Raw genomic sequence first — 20,536 nt, 5'->3', positions numbered from 1 at the left:
TTGCCGCTAATGCCCGTTGATTCCGGCGGGTCGATCGGCGAGCACGACCACCCAGGGGCGCGTCTCCGCGGTCGGCACGAGGATCCGCTGGGCTCAGAAGCCGCGGGGGTTCTCGTGGTCGGCGCTCATCGCCTCGTCCTCACCCGACCGGCCGGCCGGCCGGCTCCGTCCCGCGAGCGCCGTGAGGAAAAGCAAACCGACAAGGGTGGCGAGCCCGATCGTGATCATCGGCCCGGCGAGCATCCAGCCCAGCTGGGAGATCACGAGCGACCCGACGTCGGTCGACGGGGTCGAGCCGGTGTACGAGAGGCTCACCGACACCGAATAGAGCACGATTCCCAGCACCACGAGCCCGCCGCCGACCAGCCAGAGGGCGAGGACGAGCGGGTTGCGCCGCGGGGAGAGTTCGAGCCGGTCGAGGAGGCTCGGCGCCGGCACGGCGTAGGCGCGGACGAGCTCGGCGCGCTCGGCCACTGGGGCGACGGCTGCGGGAGCGTCCGGCGCCGTGTCACCAGCGCCCGGGGTGACGCGCGGGAGGGCGCCCGGGTTCATCGACATCGCCGCGGCCTCCGCCGGTGGCACCACGTCGTCGTCCCGCGACCGCGAGCGGGCCTCCTCGGGCCCGACCGCTGTCGTCGGCGCTGTCGAAGGTGCTGTGGTCGGTGCAGGCGCCGTGCGCATGCGGGTGCGCGGCCGTTCGCCGGGCTGCGGCCGGTAGCCGCGCTGGAACTGCGGGTCGTAGCGGGGATCGAAGCCGCGTGCTGCGTCCTTCTGCTCGTCGTCCACGATCATCCCGACCTCCTGCAGCGCAGCTTACCCGCGAGAGGTCCAACCGGCACCGGGTTCGTCGACGAGCGTCTCCAGCCACGCACGCGCCTCGGTGAACACCTCGTCGCGGTAGCGCTGGTCGAACTCGACGCGCGCGCCGTCGGCGCGCGGGTACGACCCCAGAAAGACCACCGACGGGCTGAACCGCCGCAGGCCGAGCAGGGCGTCTCCGACGCGCTCGTCGTGGATGTGGCCGTCGGCGTCGATGACGAACCGGTACCGGCCGAGGGCGTCCCCGATCGGGCGGGACTCGATGAGGCTGAGGTTGATGCCGCGCGTGGAGAACTCCTCCAGGAGGTCGAGCAGCGATCCGGGGCGGTCGTCGGGCAGCTCGGCGATCAGGCTGGTCTTGTCGGCGCCCGTCGGCGCGGGCACGCTGCGGGAGGTGCTCACCAGCACGAAGCGGGTCACGGCGTTCGGGTTGTCGCCGATGTTCTCGGCGAGCACGGTCACGTCGTGATGGTCGACGATCCCCGGCGGGGCGATGGCGGCGTCGGCGGTGCTGCCCTCGAACAGCGAGGCGGCGGCGGCCACGTTGCTCGACGCCGGGAGGTGCCCATGGGCGGGGAGGTGCGCGTCCAGCCACTGATGGCACTGCGCGTAGGCGACAGGGTGCGCGTTGACCGTTCGCACGTCGTCGAGGGTGGTGCCAGGCCGGGCCACCAGCACGAAGTTCACGGGCACCAGATACTCGCCGACGATCCGCAGGCCCGGGATGGTGGCCAGGGCGTCCTGAGCGACGGAGACCCCGCCCTCGATGGAGTTCTCGATGGCGATCATCGCCGCGACGCTCCGGCCGGCGACCACGTCGGCGAGCGCCTCCCCCACGTTGTTGACCGCGCGCCAACTCTTGCCACGGGCCTCGGGCACCTGGGCGAGCGCCGCCTCGGTGAAGGTGCCGGACGGCCCCAGGAAGCTGTAGACCTCATCGACGGAGGCGGGCAGCTCGGCGGTGGGGTCGGCGGGGGCGCTGGACATGGCGATCAGCTTACCGAGGCAGCAGGGTGCGCACTCTCGCTCGTGACCCGCCGCCGTGGAAGAGTAGTCGCATGGACGAACGAGCAGGCACCCCCGCGCAGCCCTCCGACCTCATCGACGTCGACGCCCTGCGGCGCGCATACTACGAGCTCAAACCCGACGTGAGCATCCCGGAGCAGCGGGTGGTGTTCGGCACCTCCGGCCACCGCGGCTCGTCGCTGAACACCGCCTTCAACGAGGACCACATCGCGGCGACCACTCAGGCGATCGTGGAGTACCGCAACTCGCAGGGCATCACCGGGCCGCTGTTCATCGGAGCCGACACCCACCTGCTCAGCGAGTTCGCGACGACGACGGCTCTCGCGGTTCTCGTCGCCAACGAGGTGCGCGTGCTCGTCGACGAGTTCGACGACTGGGTGCCCACACCGGCCGTGTCGCACGCGATCATCGCCTACAACACGGCCGGTCACCCCGACCAGGCCGACGGCATCGTCGTGACGCCCAGCCACAACCCGCCGGCCGACGGCGGCTTCAAGTACAACCCGCCGCACGGCGGCCCGGCCGACACCGACGCCACCAGCTGGATCGCGAAGCGCGCCAACGAGATCATCGCCGACGGGATGGCCGACGTGCGGATGTCCGAGCCGAGCGGCGTCGAGACCTACGACTTCCGAGGCAACTACGTCGCCGATCTGAAGAACATCATCGATGTGGAGGCCATCAGGAAAAGCGGCATCCGCATCGGCGCCGACCCGCTGGGCGGCGCGAGCGTCAGCTACTGGCAGGCCATCGCCGACACCTACGCGCTCGACCTCACGGTCGTGAACCCGGAGGTCGACCCCACGTGGGGCTTCATGACACTCGACTGGGACGGCAAGATCCGCATGGACCCGTCGAGCCCATCGGCGATGGCGTCGGTCGTCGCCCGCAGCGGCGAGTTCGACATCCTCACCGGCAACGACGCCGACGCCGACCGGCACGGCATCGTCACGCCCGACGGCGGCCTCATGAACCCCAACCACTACCTCGCGGTGGCGATCGACTACCTGTTCCGCACGCGCACGGGCTGGCGGGAGGACGCAGCGGTCGGCAAGACGCTGGTGTCGTCCTCCATCATCGACCGCGTCGCCGAGTCGATCGGGCGCCGGCTGTGGGAGGTCCCGGTCGGGTTCAAGTGGTTCGTCCCCGGCCTCATCGACGGCTCGGTCGGCTTCGGCGGCGAGGAGAGCGCGGGGGCGAGCTTCCTGCGCTTCGACGGATCGGCGTGGACGACCGACAAAGACGGCATCCTCCTGGCGCTGCTCGCGAGCGAGATCCGCGCCGTCACGGGCAAGTCACCGTCCGAGCTGTACCGCGAGCTGACCGCGCGCTTCGGCGACCCGGTCTACCAGCGGGTGGACGCCCCGGCGAGCCCCGAGCAGAAAGCGCGGCTAAGCAAGCTGGACGGCGCCGCTATCACCGCGACCGAGCTCGCCGGCGAGCCGATCACGGCGAAGCTGAGCCGCGCGCCCGGCAACGACGCCGCACTCGGCGGGGTGAAGGTCGAGACGGCGGACGCCTGGTTCGCGGCCCGCCCGAGCGGCACCGAAGACGTCTACAAGATCTACGCGGAGTCCTTCGTGGGCGAGGAGAACCTCCGCGAAGTGCAGGAGGAGGCCAAGCGCATCGTGGGCGGCGCCCTCGGCGCCTGACCTCGCGCCTCCCCCACCGCCGCCGCCACCGCCGAGGGGCACGCTAACGTCCTTATCCGCGCGTTTTAGGGGGCGTTAACGTGCCCCTCGGCGGGGCGGGCGACTAGTTGTAGTTCCCCGACACGTTGTGAACGGTTGAGGTGAGCGAAGGCCTCCGTGGAGGATGTGGGTTACCACACTCACATCTAGCCAACGGAGGTCTTCGTGACTCACGCTAATGCACCGTTGACGCCGGAAGGGCGTCGACGGCTGGTCGAGCTGGTTCTGGAGCGCGGGTGGTCATTGCGGCGGGTGGCGGAACGGTTCCAGTGCTCGCCCGCGACGGCGAAACGGTGGGTCGATCGGGCACGCGCAGGCTTGCCGATGACCGACCGACCCTCCCGCCCGCACTCGTCCCCGAATCGGTGTCCGGCCCGGTTGGAGCGCCGGATCGTGGCGTTGCGGTTCAGGTGGCGGTGGGGTCCGCATCGGATCAGCTACCACCTCGGTGTTCCCCGTTCCACCGTGGGCAGGGTGCTGGCCCGGTATCGGATGCCGCTACTGCACCACCTCGATCAAGCGACCGGGCTCCCTATCCGCAAACCGAGGGCTGTCCGTTATGAGCACGCTCGCCCCGGCCAGCTGGTCCATGTCGATATCAAGAAGCTCGGCCGCATCCCCGATGGTGGTGGCCACCGAGTCCTGGGGCGGGCAGCAGCACCGTCCCGGCACCGCGGCCGCGGCTATGCGTTCCTGCATCACGCTATCGATGACCACTCCAGGCTGGCCTACTCGGAGATCCTGAACGATGAGCGCAAAGAGACCGCCGCCGGATTCTGGCTGCGCGCCAACGCGTTCTTCACCGCCGCTGGGATCACCGTCACCGCGGTCATGACCGACAACGGTGCGTGCTACCGGTCGAAACTGTTCGCCGACGCTCTCGGCACGAGAGTCAAGCACCGGCGCACGCGCCCCTACCGGCCGCAGACCAACGGGAAAGTCGAACGATTCAACCGCACCCTGGCCACCGAGTGGGCCTACGCGCACGCCTACCTCAGCGACGAAGCCAGAGCCGCAACCTACGACACCTGGCTCCATCACTACAATCACCACAGACCCCACACCGGAATCGGCGGCCTCGTCCCCTCAGCCCGCGTTCACAACCTCACGGGGAACTACAACTAGTGGTACTCAGTCCCGCCCGGGACGCTGAAGAACTCTTCGAGGGTCGAGACCCCGGCGGCCCGCAGCTGCGTCGCCAGCGGCACACCGATGAACCGGAAGTGCCAGGGCTCGAACGTGAAGCCCGTCACAACGACCTTGTCGGCCGGATAGCGCAACAGGAAGCCGAACCTCCAGGCGTTGGCGGCCAGCCACTCGCCCTGCGGGGTCTGCGCGAAGCACGCGTCGAGCGAGCACTTTGCCGGCACGGCGCTGATGTCGACGGCGAGACCGGTCTGGTGCTCGCTGTGGCCGGGGCGCGCGGTCTCGCTGTCGGCGTGGGCCTGGCCGTGGCGGGCGACGTCGTCGTCGTAGACGCGCGTCTGCGACTCGAACGAGCGGTAGGCACTCTGCACGGAGAAGTCCAGGTCGGCCTCCGTCTTGCCCGCGTGGAACATCGCGACGAGCGCGTCGGCGACCTCCGGACGCATCGGTTGCCGATTCACGTAGGTGACGTCCGGGTAGACGAGGGAGGGCGGGGTGAAGTCGATCGGGTTCAGCGGCCGGGCCTTGTTGACCACGACCCAGGTGCTGTTCGGGTCGTCGGTCGACTGGGCCGTGCGGTCGAAGCCCACGGAGGTCGGCGGCGGGCTCTCCGTCGGCACCGCCCGGGGAACGTGGGTTGAGTCCGGTTTCGGGGAATGCGGTGGGCGCTGCTGCGCAGCGGGCATCCCCGCCATGCAGCCCGTGAGGGTCAGCAGCACGACGAGCGCGGCCGTCGCGAGCGCGCCGCGTCTGTGCGCGCGCGTCCATCCATCCCGTCGCGCGCCACGGGAACCCCCCAGATTCACGCGATGAGCATAGCTCCTTCGTGCAGCGGTCCCGCTCGGGCGACTCGCAGCTATGCGTGTTGCCGCGGGCTACTTCGACAGGCTCCAGAAGTGGCCGGTCGCACCCGGGTGCTCGACCGTGATGGTGTGGTCGAGGTCGCGATAGTCGGTGTCCTCGTTGTGGCCGGCCATCTGGATGGTGATCGTGCCCTTCACGTTCTGCACGCCGGAGACGATCTGTACGTGGTCGAGCGAATCGTTGTTGTTCCAGTCGAACATCACGATGTCGCCGATCTTGATCTTGTCGCGCTGGTCGAACGAGTACTCGGTGAGCCCGAGCTTCGCTGCATTCCCGCGGAAATAGTCGTCCATCGCGGGCACGTAGCCCCATGCCGGGCTCCATTTCGCGGCGGCGTTGCGGTTGTACCAGTCGGAGTTCATCTGCCAGCCGCGGGCGATCAGCGTCTGGCTGACGAAGTTCGCGCAGTCTCCGCCGACGGGGTTGAGGTCGCCATACTGGGCGGTGTTGTAGTTGTTCCAGTGCTCCATCGCGTACGCGAGCTGCCGATCGACGGGCGTGACCACCTGGTACGTGTACGGTTTGCCATCGGTCGCCACGGCGTGGCCCGCGGAGTCGGTGACGGCGACCGGCACGGCTCCTGCCGCGAAGCTCCGGGCCGCGGGCACCGTGACGACGACGTTGTCGGAGGTCGCCTGCGTGATCGCGGCGGCCTGGCCGCCGACCTGGACCGACGCGACCTTCTCGAGGTTGGCGCCGGTGATCGTCACCGTCCCTCCGGACACGCTGCCCGAGGAGGGCTCGATGCCGGACACCGTCGCGTTCTTCGGCTCGGCAGCAGGGGCGGCGCCCGCCATGGCCTTGATGATTGGGGATGGCTCGCCCGCACATCCGGTGAAGAGGAGCGCGGCGGCAGCAGCGACTGCGGCGACGGAGAGCAGGCGGCGGGAACGGGTGAGAGAACTCATACGACCTTCGGGATGATTCGGAGGATGTTCGGGTCGGCGTGGTCAACGCTACGCCAAGCACCTTTGCGACACCCGCAGGGGGGCCAATCCGGGGGTGAAAAACCTGCGGGACCCTGCGCCGAACCGCGTGATCTCGGGAGATTCACCCGAACGTTCGCCTGTGGCGAACGCGATAGCGGGGGCGTAGTCCCACGTTGCCGAATGACTCGCACTGGGTGTAACTTTGCACTCTCCGCAAAATTCTTTGCCCCCACACCGGTGTGACGTTCCAAGTGACGGGCGTCCCCTCATACGACTCTCGACACGGAAGACAGATGTCCAGTCAGACCAGCGCGGCAGTGGCCGCACCCAAACCGATCATGACGCATCGCCAGATCCTCCTGGTGATCTTCGGCCTCATGGCCGGTATGTTCCTCTCCGCCCTCGATCAGACCATCGTCGGTACCGCCATCCGAACCATCGGCGACGACCTTCACGGGCTCAGCCAGCAGGCGTGGGTCACGACGGCGTACCTCATCGTCTCGACGATCTCAACGCCGATCTACGGCAAGCTCTCCGACATCTTCGGGCGCCGGCCACTGTTCATGATCGCCATCGTCATCTTCATCGTCGGTTCGATCCTGGCGTCGTTCTCGACCTCCATGCTCGAGCTCGCGGCGTTCCGTGCCATCCAGGGCCTCGGCGCCGGCGGCCTGATGTCGATGCCGCTCGCGATCATGGGCGACATGCTCGCCCCGCGCGAGCGAGCCAAATACCAGGGCTACTTCCTCGCCGTCTTCGGTGTCTCCAGCCTGATCGGCCCGCTGATCGGCGGCCTCTTCGCCGGCGCGGACGAGATCCTCTGGATCGCCGGCTGGCGCTGGGTGTTCCTCGTCAACGTGCCGATCGGCATCGCTGCGCTCTTCATGGTCATGCGCTTCCTGCACTTGCCGAAGCACGACAGGGGCTCCGCGCGGATCGACTGGTGGGGCGCCGCGGGCGTCATCGTCGCCCTCGTCCCGCTGCTGCTGGTCGCCGAGCAGGGCCGCGAGTGGGGCTGGAGCAGCGCCGGCTCGATCGCCTGCTACGTGATCGGCGCGATCGGAATCATCGCCTTCATCCTCATCGAGCGCGCGATGAAGGACGACGCGCTCATCCCGCTCAAGCTCTTCCGCTCCAGCACCTTCTCGATGGCAACCGTCATCGGTGTTCTCGTGGGCTTCGGCATGTTCGGCGCGATGCTGACCCTGCCGCTCTACCTCCAGATCGTGCTCGGCGCGACCCCGACCGAATCGGGCCTGCAGTTGCTGCCGATGATCCTCGGTCTGATGATCTCGTCGATCGCCTCCGGCCAGATCATCGCCCGCACCGGCCACTACCGCCAGTTCCCGATCATCGGAACCGCGATGCTGGCGGGCGGCTTCTTCTACCTGACGTTCCTCAAGTTCGGCGACTCGTACTGGTTCATCGCCGGCGCGATGCTCCTCATCGGTCTCGGCCTCGGCCAGCTGATGCAGACGCTGACGATCGCCAGCCAGAACTCGGTCGGCCTGCGCGATATGGGTGTGGCCACCAGCGCCTCCACGTTCTTCCGTCAGATCGGCGGAACGCTCGGCACCGCTGTGCTGCTCTCGCTGCTGTTCACGGTCTTCCCGACGAACATCCAGACAGCGCTCACCGACAAGCCCACGCTGAGCAGCGCACTGGACGCCGCCCTCACTCCGTCGGTCGCCTCGGCGCCCGAGAACAAGGAGATCATGGCGAAGGTCTACACGCCGATCACCAGCAAGGCCACCAGTGCCACGCAGCAGGCACTCCAGAAGGCCGTCGACGGCGCGAAGGCCGCCGCCACGCAGGCCGTGGACGCGCAGGTGGCCGCCGGTCACATCCCGGCGCAGGCTCAAGCCCAAGCGGAGGCGGCAGCCCAGCAGCAGGCCATCCAGGCGGCGGCGACCAAGATCGAAGCGCAGGCGCCGTACGCGAAGGTGGCGAGCGACGGCACGGTCATGCTGGACTTCTCCGACGCCTCCGCCCGCTCGGACTACGTCGACACGCTCGTTCCGGTGATGCAGACCCAGCTCAAGAAGGGCAACGGCGCGAACAGCAGTTCGGACATCAACGACACCTCGTTCCTGAACACCGCCGACCCGCGGCTCTCCAAGCCGTTCCTGGTCGCGTTCAACTCCTCGGCAGTGCAGGTCTACTGGGTGGCCATGATCGTGGTCCTGGTCGCGTTCGTGCTCTCGCTGTTCTTCAAGACCCCGCCGCTGCGTGCCAAGTCGGCGCTGCAGGAGGCCGCGGACGCGAAGTCCGAGGCCGAGGCCGAGGCGGCAGCCGCCGGCGAACGCGAGCCGGTGCCGGCTGGCGCGATGGCGTCGACCGCATCGGACACCGCCGAGCGCGAGGAGCTCGGGGAGACCGACCTGGGGCTCATCGCGAGCCGCGTGGCCGGCGAGACCGGCGCACTCATGGAGCCGGTCGTCGACACCGCCTCCGTCGCAGCACAGCGACCGCGGCCGGTCACCGACTGATCAGTCCACCTCACCGACGGAACGGCCGTTGCCCAGCGGGGCGGCGGCCGTTCCGTCGTCCCAGGCCGCCACGCGCCGCAACACGAGCGGCGTGGCCACGCCGTGCAGCAGGATGCTGCCGACGACCGTGAGAACCGTCACGCTCAGCACGTCGGCGCTGTCGCTGTCCGGAAGGTGGTTGAACGCCAGCAAGCCGAAGACGATCGTCGCGGTGCCGCGCGGGCCGACGAGCCCGATGTAGGTGCGCTCCCTCCACGTCACCGGCGAGCCGAGCATGGAGACGTAGACCGGCAGCGCCCGGAAGAGCGTGAGCGCCAGAGCGGCGAGCACGAGGATGCGCCAGTCGATGCCGTCGACGATGACAGCCGTGGTCACCCCGCCGAGGATGAACCAGACGAAGTTCGCAGCGACCGTGCTCGCCTCCTCGACGAGCAGGAGCTCGTCGTGAGGGACCGCCCGCTCGACACTGCGCCGCGTGCGAAGGATCCGGAACATGACGCCCGCGACGAAAGCGGCCACGAAGCCGTTCGCGGCGACGTCGTGCAGCGTGGCGATCCCGTAGGTCAGCAGCGGCGCTAGGAGCATGACGAAGCGGATCCCGGAGGCGTCGGCCCAGCCGCCAGCGGTGGCCCAGCGGGTCAGGAGCCCGAGGAGCGCCCCGACCGCCACGCCGATGGCGATTGCGAACAGGGTCGCAGGCACCGCGCCGAAGAAGGCGTATACGGCCTCCGAGAGGTTCTTCTCGAGCTCCTTCTCGGTGGCGCCCGTGACCTGCTCGCCGGAGTTCGCGACTGTGAGCAGCGTGGGCAGCGCGACCGCGATCGCGAGCGACATGCTGAACAGCGGCGAGATGAGACCGTCGTTGTAGCCGCTCTCCACGTTGAGGATCTGGCGCACGCGTGCCGGGATGCGACCGGAGCGCAGCAGGGCCGTCGCGGGTGCGAAGTCGGTCGGCATGAGGATGCAGGCGACCACGATGAGCACGAAGACGTTCAGCTCAGGCAGCAGCCAGCTGGTCGCGACTACGACGAGCAGCAGGGACAGCGGAAGGGCGATCAGGACGAGCCGCGCGAGTGCGCGGCCCTGACCTCCGAAGATGCCGCCGCGCACCTCGCACGCGTCGACGAACAGCAGCACGGCAAGGATGAGCTCGACGACGTGCTGCGCGGCATCGCTGTCGATGGCGTCGGTGAAGCCCCGCACGTCGATTAGCACCACGATGCCGCCCAGCACGGCGAGCGCCGCCGGTCCGGCGATCCCGAAGCGTTCGAACCGGCGGGAGACGAGCGACCACAGGGCCACGGCGGCGAGGCCGACGAGGATGATGACCGGCATCCGCCTCGCCTCCCGCGCTGCCGCGCACCGACGGCCCCAGTCTGTCCCCGCAATTCCCCGCGCACCAGGCCGAGGAAGGGATCGAGGGGCACGTAAGCGCCCTTACGCGCGCGTTTTAGGGACGTTTACGTGCCCCTCGGGCGCCCTTTAGAGGCTCAGAGCGCGGTGAGGAGGTCGGTCGCCAGAATGCGGGCGTCGCGAAGGCGGCGGCGATCGGCTTCGAGGCCCGAGCGCACCAGCGCGCCATGGAGGACGTACGAGAGGTGCTGGGCCACCCGTTCGGCACGTACGCTGTCGGTGAGCTCACGGAGACCGGCGGCGAGGATGCCGTCGACCTCCGCGCTGTGCCGGCGGACGATCTCGCGGCCGGGATCGCCGAGCGGCAGTTCCGCTGCGGCGTTCAGCAGAGCGCTTCCGCGGTACCCGGGCTCTGGCGCGACCGCCGCCTGGTCGAGGTAGGCGTCGAAGACGGCGAGGACCCGCGTGACCGCGTCGGGCGCCCGCCGCACACGGCGGACGTAGAGCGCGAGCCACTCCGCGTGGCCCGCATCGAGGGAGGCCGAGACGAGCGCCGACTTGGAGGCGAAGTTGTTGTACAGACTCATCTTGGCGACGCCCGCGTCGGCTGTGATCGCACCGATGCCGGTGGCCGCGATGCCGTCGGCGTAGAACCGGCGCGTGGCCGATTCGAGGATGCGTCGGCGTGCTGCGCCGGTGCGCGCACCTGTGTTGCGCGGTCGCTCCGCCACGGCGCCTCCCAGTTATCTAGGTAGGTCAGTCTACCCAAAAGACGACCGTTGAAGGTCACGGTTCGGTCACAACAAGGTGCGATTGCCCGCGAGATACCGCGAACGCGGCCCGCAATCTCGCGATTCCCGATTTTTCAACGATGAGAGCGCGATCATTTCGAGGCTTGACAGGTTCGACGCGCCCGATCTACATTCAGTCACGATTCGTGAGAGCGCTCTCACCACACCCGAAAGAGAGCGCTCTCACAGAGTCACCAGACCCGACAACTCACATGCACAAGGGAGTGATCCGTGAAGCTTTCACGTCGCACCAAGGTCGCGGCGGCAATCGCCGGCGCGGCCTCGTTCGCCCTCCTCGCGGCCGGCTGCTCATCGAGCGGCGGCGATGCGGGAACCAGCTCGAACCCGATCACGCTGACCGTCACGACGTTCGGCACCATGGGCTTCGACAAGCTCTACTCGCAGTACGAGAAAGAGCACCCGGGCATCACGATCAAGGCGACCAACATCGACACCGGTGACAACGCCCTGACCGACTGGCAGACCAAGGAGGCCGCCGGCAGCGGGCTCCCCGACGTCCAGGCCGTCGAGGAGGGCTGGCTGTCCAAGGTCATGCAGGTCTCCGACCAGTTCAACGACCTCAAGGACTACGGCGCCAACGACATCAAGAGTCGCTGGGTCGAATGGAAGCTGAAGCAGGCCACCGACAAGAACGGCCGCATCATCGGCTATGGCACGGACATCGGACCGGAGGGCCTCTGCTACAACGGCAAGCTCTTCGCCGCGGCCGGGCTGCCGAGCGACCGCGAGTCCGTCGCCAAGCTGTTCGGCGGCGACAACGCCACCTGGGACGACTTCTTCAAGGTCGGCGAGCAGTACAAGGCGGCCACCGGCAAGCCCTTCTACGACCAGTCCGGCTTCATCTGGAACGCGATGGTGAACCAGCAGCCCGAGGGTTACTACACCAAGGACGGCAAGCTCAACATCGAGAACAACAGCGACCTCAAGGCGCTGTGGAGCAAGCTGGCCGGCGGCGCGGCAGCGGGCCTCTCGTCCAACCAGACCCAGTGGGACTGGGGCAAGGGCAAGGCGTTCACCGACGGCTCGTTCGCCACGTTCGTCTGCCCCGGCTGGATGCTCGGCGTCGTGCAGGGCCAGGTCAAGGCCGGCGGTGGCGACGCCTCCACCGGCTGGGACTTCGCGAACGTCTTCCCGGGCGGCGCAGCCAACTGGGGCGGCTCGTTCCTGACGGTCCCGAAGCAGTCCAAGCACCCGAAGGAGGCCGCGGCCCTCGCGGCGTGGCTGACCTCCGCCAAGTCGCAGGTCGCCACCTTCCAGGCGGCCGGCACCTTCCCCTCGGTCACCGAGGCGCAGTCCGACCCCGGCGTGACCGGTTCGAGCGACCTGACGAAGTTCTTCAACAACGCCCCCGTCGGGCAGATCCTGGCGCAGCGCGCGAAGGGCGTCGTCGCCCAGTACAAAGGTCCGGACGACTCGGTCATCCAGTCGCAGGTGTTCGGCCCGTCGGTGCAGCAGCTCGACTCCGGCAAGGCGAACGGAGACCAGGGCTGGGCCAACGCGATGACCCTGCTGAACCAGTTGGTCGTCAACAAGTAGCACACCTCACCATTCGGGCCCCGCTGCCGCAGGCGGCGGGGCCCGAGCCCCGAATGCAGAGTCTCAGCCTCGGGCTCGACCCAGAGCCCTTTCGTCCCACCCCTCCCGACCCCCACCGGAGAACCGCATGACCACCGTCACCCGCACCCCGGACGCCGCACCAGCGGCCACCCGGCGCGATCGCGACGACCGCCGGGCGCTCACCTTCAAGCAGAAGCTCAGCCGCTTCGACGTCAAAGCCTCCCCGTACTTCTACGTCGCGCCGTTCTTCGTGCTCTTCGCCCTCGTCGGCCTGTTCCCGCTCGTCTACACGTTCGTCGTGTCGCTCAACAACTGGAACCTCCTTACCGGCCCGGGCGAATGGGTCGGCTTCGCCAACTACGTCGCCGAGCTGAAGGACCCGTTCTTCTGGAACTCGCTCTTCAACACGGTCAGCATCTTCCTGCTCTCCGCCATCCCGCAGCTGATCGGCGCCGTGTTCATCGCGGCCATGCTCGACCAGAACATCCGGGCCAAGACCTTCTGGCGGATGAGCGTCCTCCTCCCCTACGTCGTGACCCCGGTCGCGGTCACCCTGATCTTCTCGAGCGCGTTCGACGAGAAGTACGGGCTCATCAACAACATTCTCCAGGCCATCGGCCTCGACCCGGTGATGTGGAAGACCGAGGTGTTCCCGTCACACCTCGCGATCGCGACGATGGTCAACTGGCGCTGGACCGGCTACAACGCGCTGATCCTGCTGGCCGCCATGCAGGCCGTACCGCGCGACATCCACGAGTCCGCCGCGCTGGACGGAGCCGGCTCGTTCCGCCGCTTCTTCTCGATCACGCTGCCAACCATCCGCCCGACCATGATCTTCGTCATCATCACGGCGACGATCGGCGGCCTGCAGATCTTCACAGAGCCCAAGCTGTTCAACCCGTCCAGCGCGGTGCCAGGAGGCCCGCAGCGGCAATACCAGACGACCGTGCTCTACCTGTGGGACATGGCGTTCAACCGCCAGAACTTCGGAAAGGCCTCCGCGATCGCGTGGATGCTGTTCCTCATCATCGTGGCGTTCGGCGTGCTCAACTTCCTCATCTCGCGCCGCATCGCCTCCACGGAGGCCCGCGTGCACCGGTCGACGACCGCCCGCCGCCTGGCACGCAGCCGCGCAGCCGGAGCCACCGCCGCCTCAGCAACCGACTTCACAACGACCGACGCGAATGGGGCGAGCGCCGAAGGCGCCCTGACCCTGGTCTCGGCGAGCGAGGAGAAGAACGCATGACCACCGCGACCCGCCCTGCGACCGACCGCTCCTCGCAGCGCGAGCCCCGCCGCCGTGCCCTCGGCATCGACCGTCGACCCGGCTTCCTGACCTACGGGATCCTGCTCGCGATCTTCATCGGCGGCGCCTACCCGTTGTGGTGGTCGTTCGTCGCCGGCTCCAGCGAAAGCACCGTGCTCACCGCCACGTGGCCTCCGCTGCTGCCGGGCGGCCAGTTCTGGACGAACATCGCGGCCGTCCTCGACACCGTCCCGTTCTGGCAGGCGCTGGCCAACTCGATAATCGTCGCGACAGTCATCACACTCTCGGTCGTCGCCTTCTCGACCCTGGCCGGCTACGCGTTCGCCAAGCTGCGGTTCCGCGGCCGGGAAGGCCTGATGGTGTTCGTCGTGGGGACCCTCGCCGTGCCCACCCAGCTCGGCATCATCCCGCTGTTCATGGTGATGAAGCAGTTCGGCTGGACCGGCACCCTCGGCGCGGTGATCGTGCCGACCCTGGTGACCGCGTTCGGCGTCTTCTTCATGCGGCAGTACCTGGTCGACGTGATCCCGGACGAGCTGATCGAGGCCGCCCGCGTGGACGGCGCGAACATGATCCGCACGTTCTGGCACGTCGGCGTCCCCGCCGCCCGGCCGGCCATGGCGATCCTCGGCCTGTTCACCTTCATGACCGCGTGGACGGACTACCTGTGGCCGCTGCTCGTGGCGCCGCAGAACCCGACACTGCAGGTCGCCCTGAGCCAGCTGCAGTCGGCCAAGTACGTCGACTACTCGATCGTGCTCGCCGGAGCGGTGCTCGCAACCATCCCCCTGCTCATCCTCTTCGTGCTCGCCGGCCGGCAGCTGGTCTCCGGCATAATGGCCGGCGCGGTGAAAGGCTGAGGATGGCCGACGACGGCACCCCCCGAAGCTCCACCGCGGGCTCCGGGCTCCACTGGTCAGCGCGCGATGAAAGGCTAAGAATGACCGACTCGCCCCTCGCCCCCGACACTCGCTGGCCGGACGGCTTTCTCTGGGGCTCCGCGACGGCTGCCGCCCAGATCGAGGGCGCTGCCCATGAGGATGGCAAAGAGGACTCGATCTGGGATGCCTTCGCCCGTGTCCCGAACGCCATCGCTGGCGGCGACACCCCGGAGCGCGCGGTGGACCATTACCACCGGATGCCCGAGGACGTCGCGCTGATGAGAGAGCTCGGCCTGCAGTCGTACCGCTTCTCCACGTCGTGGGCTCGCATCAAGCCGGGCGACCGGGAGGTCAACCCGGCCGGCCTGGCCTTCTACAGCCGCCTGGTCGACGAGCTGCTGGGCGCGGACATCCTGCCGTGGCTGACGCTGTACCACTGGGATCTCCCCCAAGCCCTCGAAGAGCGCGGCGGCTGGGCGAACCGTGACACGGCGTACCGGTTCCGCGACTATGCCGTTGCCGTCTACGAGAAGCTGGGAGACCGGGTCTCGCACTGGACGACGTTCAACGAGCCACTGTGTTCGTCGCTCATCGGCTACGCCGGCGGCGAGCACGCCCCGGGGCGCCGCGAGCCACGCGCGGGACTCGCTGCGCTGCACCACCAGCACCTCGGACACGGGCTCGCCGTGTCAGCACTGCGTGAGCTCGCGGCAGGCGCGGGCACAGCATCCGGCGACCTCCGTCTTGGCATCACACTGAACCTCACCACCGCCGTCCCGAACGACCCCGCAGATCCCGTCGACCTCGACGCCGCACGCCGCGTCGACGGCCTCTGGAACCGGATGTACCTCGAGCCGCTCCTGCTGGGCACCTACCCCGCCGACGTGCTCGAGGACCTGCGCGAGCACCGCTTCGAGGAGTTGGTGCGCGATGGCGACATGCAGACCATCGCGCAGCCGCTCGACTTCTTGGGCGTGAACCACTACCACGACGACAACGTGAGCGGCCATCCGCTCCCCGCCGACGCCGTGCCCGCGCCGCAGCCTACCGACCGGCCGAAGTCCTCGCCGTTCGTTGGCAGCGAGTTCGTCACGTTCCCGTCACGTCACCTGCCGACGACGGCAATGGGCTGGGAGGTCAATCCGAACGGCCTCCGAGACCTGCTCGTGCGGCTCTCCGCCGAGTACCCGACGCTCCCGCCGCTCTACATCACCGAGAACGGCGCCGCCTATGACGACGTGACAGCACCCGACGGTCGCATCCACGACGAGGAACGGACGGCGTACATCTTGGCGCACATCGATGCCGTGCGCGAGGCGATCGCGGCGGGGGCGGACGTGCGCGGCTACTTCGTGTGGTCATTGCTCGACAATTTTGAATGGGCGTGGGGGTACGAGAAGCGCTTCGGCATCATTTCCGTGGATTACTCGACGCAGGTGAGAACGGTGAAGGACTCCGGATTCGCGTTCGCAGACATCATCGCCGCGGCGCGTGAGAGCGAGCGAGCAGTCCCGACTGGATCAGCGTCCGGAGGCGTCTAGCATGTGAGACGGACGACGAAGGGACACCTATGACCACGGAAAAGGTGGACGGCCGTACCGTCCCCACCCTCGAGGCGGTCGCCGCGCGCGCGGGCGTCTCGCGGGCCACGGTCTCCCGCGTCGTCAACGGCTCCACCAAGGTGACGCCGGAGGTGGTGGAGGCGGTGAACCGCGCCATCGCCGACCTCAACTACGTGCCGAACCGCGCGGCCCGCTCCCTGGCCTCCCGGCGCACCCAGGTGATCGCGCTGGTGGTGCCCGAGTCGACGGCAAAGGTTTTCGCCGACCCGTTCTTCGCCTCCATCGTGCAAGGCGTCGCCCTGAGCCTCGCCGACACCGAGTACACACTCAACATGGTGATCTCGTCGGAGACCAACCCCGACAAGACCCGCCGGTACCTCATGGGCGGCAACGTGGACGGCGCACTGGTGGTCTCGCACCACTCGGGCGACCACTCGTACGCGCAGCTGGGCTCCACCCTCCCGATCGTGTTCGGTGGTCGGCCGGTGAGCGAGTCGCAGCACGAGTCGTACTTCGTGGACGTGGACAACGTCGCCGGCTCGGCCGGGGCCGCCGAGCACTTGATCGCGCGAGGACGCAGGAACATCGCGCTCATCACCGGCCCCCAGGACATGCCGGCCGGGCTCGACCGCTTCACCGGCTGGCGCGACGCGCTGCAGGCCCAGGGCCTGGACACCTCCCTCGTCGAGTACGGCGACTTCTCGCCCTACTCGGGCCTGGAGGCCATGCGGAGGCTGCTCGCGACCGGCCGCCCGATCGACGGCCTGTTCGCCGCGAACGACCAGATGGCCGCCGGCGCCTACTCGGCCATCCACGAGGCGGGGCTCAACATCCCGGGAGACATCGCGGTGGTCGGCTTCGACGACGACAACTTCGGCCTCACCGCCACCCCGCCGCTGACCACCGTGCACCAGCCGTCCATCGGGCTGGGCGAGACCATGGCCCGAGTGCTCGTGCGCCGCCTCGCCGGCGAGTCCGTCGACCGCGTGACGCTCCTCCCGACCGAACTGGTCGTACGGCAGAGCTCCTGAGGTGCCGGCCCGCCGGACCCGCCATCCGCAATTCCGGAGATCCACTCGATTCGCCGCCTGACCTCCGTAGGAACGGTCATTTCCGGTCCTCCCGCGTCAGATTTCCGGAGTTGGCCGCGCCGTCGCGGGGAGGGCGGCAACTCCGGAGATCCGGCGCGGCAGCGCCCCTATGTCCGGTTCATCCGGAGATTTCGGGCGGCGGGCGAGGGGTTTCCGGAGTTGGCCGCGCCGTCGCGGGGAGGGCGGCAACTCCGGAGATCCGGCGCGGCAGCGCCCCTATGTCCGGTTCATCCGGAGATTTCGGGCGGCGGGCGAGGGGTTTCCGGAGTTGCGGACTCGGACGCGCGAGCGGCTCAGGCCAGCCGGCGGTACAGCCGGTTGCCCACCACCGCGAGCGCGAACCCGGCTGTCGCGATCGCGGAGACACCTCCCGCGTAGGCGATGAACAGGTGCTCGGTGCCGTTCTGCGTCGAGTTGTACGTGACCACGAGGGCGACAGCGGCGACGATCCCGCACGCGGCCGCGATCCAGACCAGCGCCCAGAGCTTCGACCGCACCGGCGGGTCGGCCGGCCGCAGCCTCAGGGCGGCGAGCACGATCCCCGCGATGCACCCCCAGAACGCCACCACGAGCATCCCGGCGATGACATCGCTTGGTCGATGCCACTGCTCCACCAGCGTGGAGGCTCCAGCCGCGATCGTGAAGACCGAGCCGATCACCGCAGCGAGCGGGCGGTACCGCGGCGTCGTCACCAGGAACACGAGCAGCGCTGCAGAGGCCGCGACGGCCGTGTGGCCGGACGGCAGCGAGTTCGCGAGCCCCGTGTCCACACCTTTCGCCGGCCGCGACAGCACCGAGTACTTGAGAATCTGGGTGCTCACGTTCGCCGCGACCGCGGCCCCCACGGCGATGGCGAACACGAGCCAGTTGCGCCGCACGATCACGATGATCACCGCCACGATCGCTCCGATGATCACGGCCGCGACGGGGAGGGCGTTGAGGAACGAGTGGGCGAACTCGATGAGGTCGCCCTTCCACGCGTCGGCGCCGGCGAACGACCGCTCGTCGATGACCTGGCCGATGTAGCTGCGCACGAAGAAGAGGTACACGCCGACGAACAGGGCAACCGTGCCGAGCGCACCCCAGACGAACGGGAGTGCTCGGAGCGCGGCGGGTCGCATAGTCACCAACCCTTCCACACCGTCCCGGGAAGTCCCGGAAAGCCAGATACGAGAACACGCAAAGCAACTCACTGGTGCGCAGCCCGCGCGCACGGTGTAGGACGAACGGCATGAGGAGCATCACCAACACCATCGACATCGACGCGCCGGCGCACGACGTCTATCTGGCTCTGCGGTCGGTCGACGACTACGCCGCGTGGCTCGGGCACTCCATGGTCTACCGGGGCACCAGCGCGCCGACGCCGCGACCCGAGCCCTCGCCGGCGACCTACGAGGACTCCACCATGATCGGGAGGATGCGCGGCGAACTGATCGAGGAGGTCCCCGACCGCGAGCTGCGCTTCCACCAGGCGAAGCGGTCCGGGCGGGTCGACGCGCTCATCGTCTACAACGTCGAGAGCTCGGGAGGCCGCACCCGGGTCACCCGCGTCGGCGAGCTGACCACGCACGGGGTCTACCGGATGGTGGAGCCGATGTTCGTGCGGATGGCTTCCGCCGAGAGCGCCCGCACGATGAAGGCGCTGAAGGCGCACGTCGAGCATGTGCCGAAGGGCACATAGACGCCTCTAGGACCGCGGCGAGTTCAGGGCGTTTACGTGCCCCTCGGCAACGGGTGAAGGCGGGCACGCGTCAGCCGACGAAGCGCACGCCCTCGACCGCCTCCGCGAACCGGGCACGCATCACCGCGACCGCGTCCGCGCTGCTGTCAACCAGCAGGAACCGGCGGTCCAGAGCCGCCGCGACAGCACCGGTCGTCCCGCTGCCCGCGAAGAAGTCGAGCACCCAGTCGCCCTCGCGGCTCGACGCCTGCACGATCCGTCGGAGGACGCCCTCCGGCTTCTGCGTCGGATAGCCGGTCTTCTCGCGGCCGGTCGGCGACACGATGGTGTGCCACCACACATCGGTGGGCAGCTTGCCGAGTTCGGCCTTCTCGGGCGTGACGAGCCCGGGGGCCATGTATGGCTCGCGGTCGACGGCCGCGGAGTCGAAGTAGTAGCCTCCCGGGTCCTTCACGTACACGAGGATGGTGTCGTGCTTGGCCGGCCACCGGTTCTTCGCCTTGGCGCCGTAGTCGTAGGCCCAGACGATCTCGTTGAGGAACGACTCCCGCCCGAAGAGCGCGTCAAGGAGCACCTTCGCGTAATGCGACTCGCGGTAGTCGAGATGCAGGTACAGCGTCCCGCTGTCGGCGAGCAGCCTCCAAGCCTCGATCAGCCGCGGCTCCAGGAAGCCCCAGTAGTCCTCGAACCGATCGTCGTAGCTCAGGAGGTCGCCCTTGATGCGCTCGTAGCTGCGGCCCTGGAACCCGATCACGGTGCCGGCGCCGGCCTCCACGCGCACGGCCTTGGTGCGCTGGCGCGCCTGCGGGCGCCCGGTGTTGAAGGGCGGGTCGAGGTAGATCAGCTGGAAGGCACCGGACGGGAGGTCAGTGACGACCTCCAGATTGTCGGCGTGCACCACGGTGCTCGGGCCGTTCGGCTGCCACAGCGACCCCGGGGATGCGGCGGCAGCGGGCTCGGACATGCGTCCATTCTCGCGCATGGGCGGTCAGCGCGCGGGCGAAGCGTAGCCTGGCAGCATGACGATGACCGTCGAGAAGCAGCCCGACCGCTCCCGCTACGCTCTGCTGAAGGACGGCGAGGTGATCGGCGTCGCCGAATACGAGCTCCGCGACGACGCGATCGTGTTCACCCACACGGAGGTCGACCCCGAGAAGCGGGAGCGCGGCATGGCCTCCGAGCTGGTGCAGACGGCTCTGGACGATGTGCGCGACCGAACCTCCCTGCGGGTCGTCGCGACCTGCCCGTACGTGCGGCGCTGGCTGCAGGACCACCCCGAATACCAGGCGCTGCAGCGCCGCTGACCCGCGACGAAGGGCACGTTGTCGCCCTTATCCCTCGGTTTTAGGGGCGTTTGCGTGCCCCTCG

General features: G+C 68.6%; 18 protein-coding genes. 10 read left to right on the top strand and 8 right to left on the bottom strand.

Translation table 11 applies throughout. The annotated features are described in order from the left end of the window. Positions 1–93: 93 nt before the first annotated feature. Both ACPPVW_RS08640 and pheA read right to left on the bottom strand, forming a co-directional pair. Positions 94–792, bottom strand: a complete 699-nt coding sequence (locus ACPPVW_RS08640; protein WP_426626081.1) for a hypothetical protein — start codon at positions 790–792, stop codon at positions 94–96. Positions 793–813: 21 nt separating this feature from the next. Next, a complete protein-coding gene (pheA, locus tag ACPPVW_RS08635; RefSeq protein WP_426626080.1) occupies positions 814–1,806 on the bottom strand; it encodes a prephenate dehydratase in 993 nt (330 codons plus the stop codon). 71 nt (positions 1,807–1,877) lie between these two features. Here pheA and pgm point away from each other — a divergent pair, with 71 nt between their 5' ends. Further along, positions 1,878–3,497 (top strand): phosphoglucomutase (alpha-D-glucose-1,6-bisphosphate-dependent), encoded by a 1,620-nt coding sequence (gene pgm / locus ACPPVW_RS08630; RefSeq protein WP_426626079.1) that lies wholly within the window; start codon positions 1,878–1,880, stop codon positions 3,495–3,497. A gap of 204 nt (positions 3,498–3,701) precedes the next feature. Then, positions 3,702–4,661, top strand: coding sequence for an IS481 family transposase (locus ACPPVW_RS08625; protein ID WP_426623892.1), 960 nt, complete (start codon positions 3,702–3,704; stop codon positions 4,659–4,661). Here the strand turns inward: ACPPVW_RS08625 and ACPPVW_RS08620 are convergent. Both ACPPVW_RS08620 and ACPPVW_RS08615 read right to left on the bottom strand, forming a co-directional pair. Continuing rightward, complete coding sequence (locus ACPPVW_RS08620; RefSeq protein ID WP_426626078.1) at positions 4,658–5,488, bottom strand: M15 family metallopeptidase; 831 nt, start codon at positions 5,486–5,488, stop codon at positions 4,658–4,660. The genes ACPPVW_RS08625 and ACPPVW_RS08620 overlap by 4 nt on opposite strands. A gap of 69 nt (positions 5,489–5,557) precedes the next feature. Next, the gene (locus tag ACPPVW_RS08615) at positions 5,558–6,454 is read right to left on the bottom strand and encodes an amidase domain-containing protein (protein WP_426626077.1); all 897 of its coding nucleotides are present in this window, start codon (positions 6,452–6,454) and stop codon (positions 5,558–5,560) included. A 314-nt stretch (positions 6,455–6,768) separates the two neighbouring features. Between ACPPVW_RS08615 and ACPPVW_RS08610 the strand changes: the two genes are divergently transcribed. Then, positions 6,769–8,964, top strand: a complete 2,196-nt coding sequence (locus tag ACPPVW_RS08610; protein ID WP_426626076.1) for an MDR family MFS transporter — start codon at positions 6,769–6,771, stop codon at positions 8,962–8,964. Here ACPPVW_RS08610 and ACPPVW_RS08605 read toward each other — a convergent pair whose 3' ends face one another. Both ACPPVW_RS08605 and ACPPVW_RS08600 read right to left on the bottom strand, forming a co-directional pair. Then, positions 8,965–10,299 carry a cation:proton antiporter gene (locus ACPPVW_RS08605; RefSeq protein ID WP_426626075.1) on the bottom strand — a complete coding sequence of 445 codons (1,335 nt, stop codon included), beginning with the start codon at positions 10,297–10,299 and terminating at the stop codon, positions 8,965–8,967. Positions 10,300–10,454: 155 nt separating this feature from the next. Next, positions 10,455–11,048, bottom strand: coding sequence for a TetR/AcrR family transcriptional regulator (locus ACPPVW_RS08600; RefSeq protein ID WP_426626074.1), 594 nt, complete (start codon positions 11,046–11,048; stop codon positions 10,455–10,457). 291 nt (positions 11,049–11,339) lie between these two features. Here ACPPVW_RS08600 and ACPPVW_RS08595 point away from each other — a divergent pair, with 291 nt between their 5' ends. The 5 genes from ACPPVW_RS08595 to ACPPVW_RS08575 all read left to right on the top strand — a co-directional run bounded on the left by ACPPVW_RS08595 (position 11,340) and on the right by ACPPVW_RS08575 (position 17,427). Next, positions 11,340–12,665, top strand: coding sequence for an ABC transporter substrate-binding protein (locus ACPPVW_RS08595; RefSeq protein ID WP_426626073.1), 1,326 nt, complete (start codon positions 11,340–11,342; stop codon positions 12,663–12,665). A 127-nt stretch (positions 12,666–12,792) separates the two neighbouring features. Beyond that, entirely contained in the window at positions 12,793–13,932 is a 1,140-nt protein-coding gene (locus ACPPVW_RS08590) for a carbohydrate ABC transporter permease (protein ID WP_426626072.1), read from the top strand. Continuing rightward, on the top strand, positions 13,929–14,813 hold the full coding sequence (locus ACPPVW_RS08585; protein WP_426626071.1) for a carbohydrate ABC transporter permease: 885 nt from the start codon (positions 13,929–13,931) through the stop codon (positions 14,811–14,813). Before ACPPVW_RS08590 ends, ACPPVW_RS08585 begins: the two co-directional genes overlap by 4 nt. A gap of 80 nt (positions 14,814–14,893) precedes the next feature. Then, the gene (locus ACPPVW_RS08580) at positions 14,894–16,375 is read left to right on the top strand and encodes a GH1 family beta-glucosidase (protein WP_426626070.1); all 1,482 of its coding nucleotides are present in this window, start codon (positions 14,894–14,896) and stop codon (positions 16,373–16,375) included. 29 nt (positions 16,376–16,404) lie between these two features. Beyond that, positions 16,405–17,427, top strand: coding sequence for a LacI family DNA-binding transcriptional regulator (locus tag ACPPVW_RS08575; protein ID WP_426626069.1), 1,023 nt, complete (start codon positions 16,405–16,407; stop codon positions 17,425–17,427). Positions 17,428–17,780: 353 nt separating this feature from the next. Here ACPPVW_RS08575 and ACPPVW_RS08570 read toward each other — a convergent pair whose 3' ends face one another. Continuing rightward, positions 17,781–18,608, bottom strand: coding sequence for a phosphatase PAP2 family protein (locus ACPPVW_RS08570; RefSeq protein WP_426626273.1), 828 nt, complete (start codon positions 18,606–18,608; stop codon positions 17,781–17,783). Positions 18,609–18,718: 110 nt separating this feature from the next. Here ACPPVW_RS08570 and ACPPVW_RS08565 point away from each other — a divergent pair, with 110 nt between their 5' ends. Continuing rightward, complete coding sequence (locus ACPPVW_RS08565; RefSeq protein ID WP_426626068.1) at positions 18,719–19,168, top strand: SRPBCC family protein; 450 nt, start codon at positions 18,719–18,721, stop codon at positions 19,166–19,168. 70 nt (positions 19,169–19,238) lie between these two features. On the opposite strand, the gene ACPPVW_RS08560 is transcribed toward ACPPVW_RS08565, so the two are convergent. Continuing rightward, a complete protein-coding gene (locus ACPPVW_RS08560) occupies positions 19,239–20,132 on the bottom strand; it encodes a DNA-methyltransferase (protein ID WP_426626067.1) in 894 nt (297 codons plus the stop codon). A 55-nt stretch (positions 20,133–20,187) separates the two neighbouring features. Between ACPPVW_RS08560 and ACPPVW_RS08555 the strand changes: the two genes are divergently transcribed. Beyond that, a complete protein-coding gene (locus tag ACPPVW_RS08555; protein ID WP_426626066.1) occupies positions 20,188–20,472 on the top strand; it encodes a GNAT family N-acetyltransferase in 285 nt (94 codons plus the stop codon). Positions 20,473–20,536 lie beyond the last annotated feature (64 nt).

Origin of the sequence: Leifsonia sp. McL0607 (assembly GCF_049993355.1) — a bacterium.
Classification (GTDB): Bacteria; Actinomycetota; Actinomycetes; order Actinomycetales; family Microbacteriaceae; genus Leifsonia.
Note: the sequence above shows the minus strand (reverse complement) of the source record. Positions and strands in the feature narration are given on the sequence as shown.

Coding starts and splice junctions, on each gene's coding strand:
- ACPPVW_RS08555 (WP_426626066.1), top strand. CDS start 20,188: ATGACGATGACCGTCGAGAAGCAGCCCGACCGCTCCCGCTACGCTCTG.
- ACPPVW_RS08590 (WP_426626072.1), top strand. CDS start 12,793: ATGACCACCGTCACCCGCACCCCGGACGCCGCACCAGCGGCCACCCGG.
- ACPPVW_RS08640 (WP_426626081.1), bottom strand. CDS start 792: ATGATCGTGGACGACGAGCAGAAGGACGCAGCACGCGGCTTCGATCCC.
- ACPPVW_RS08605 (WP_426626075.1), bottom strand. CDS start 10,299: ATGCCGGTCATCATCCTCGTCGGCCTCGCCGCCGTGGCCCTGTGGTCG.
- pheA (WP_426626080.1), bottom strand. CDS start 1,806: ATGTCCAGCGCCCCCGCCGACCCCACCGCCGAGCTGCCCGCCTCCGTC.
- ACPPVW_RS08615 (WP_426626077.1), bottom strand. CDS start 6,454: ATGAGTTCTCTCACCCGTTCCCGCCGCCTGCTCTCCGTCGCCGCAGTC.
- ACPPVW_RS08575 (WP_426626069.1), top strand. CDS start 16,405: ATGACCACGGAAAAGGTGGACGGCCGTACCGTCCCCACCCTCGAGGCG.
- ACPPVW_RS08560 (WP_426626067.1), bottom strand. CDS start 20,132: ATGTCCGAGCCCGCTGCCGCCGCATCCCCGGGGTCGCTGTGGCAGCCG.
- ACPPVW_RS08580 (WP_426626070.1), top strand. CDS start 14,894: ATGACCGACTCGCCCCTCGCCCCCGACACTCGCTGGCCGGACGGCTTT.
- ACPPVW_RS08565 (WP_426626068.1), top strand. CDS start 18,719: ATGAGGAGCATCACCAACACCATCGACATCGACGCGCCGGCGCACGAC.
- ACPPVW_RS08585 (WP_426626071.1), top strand. CDS start 13,929: ATGACCACCGCGACCCGCCCTGCGACCGACCGCTCCTCGCAGCGCGAG.
- pgm (WP_426626079.1), top strand. CDS start 1,878: ATGGACGAACGAGCAGGCACCCCCGCGCAGCCCTCCGACCTCATCGAC.
- ACPPVW_RS08570 (WP_426626273.1), bottom strand. CDS start 18,608: ATGCGACCCGCCGCGCTCCGAGCACTCCCGTTCGTCTGGGGTGCGCTC.
- ACPPVW_RS08610 (WP_426626076.1), top strand. CDS start 6,769: ATGTCCAGTCAGACCAGCGCGGCAGTGGCCGCACCCAAACCGATCATG.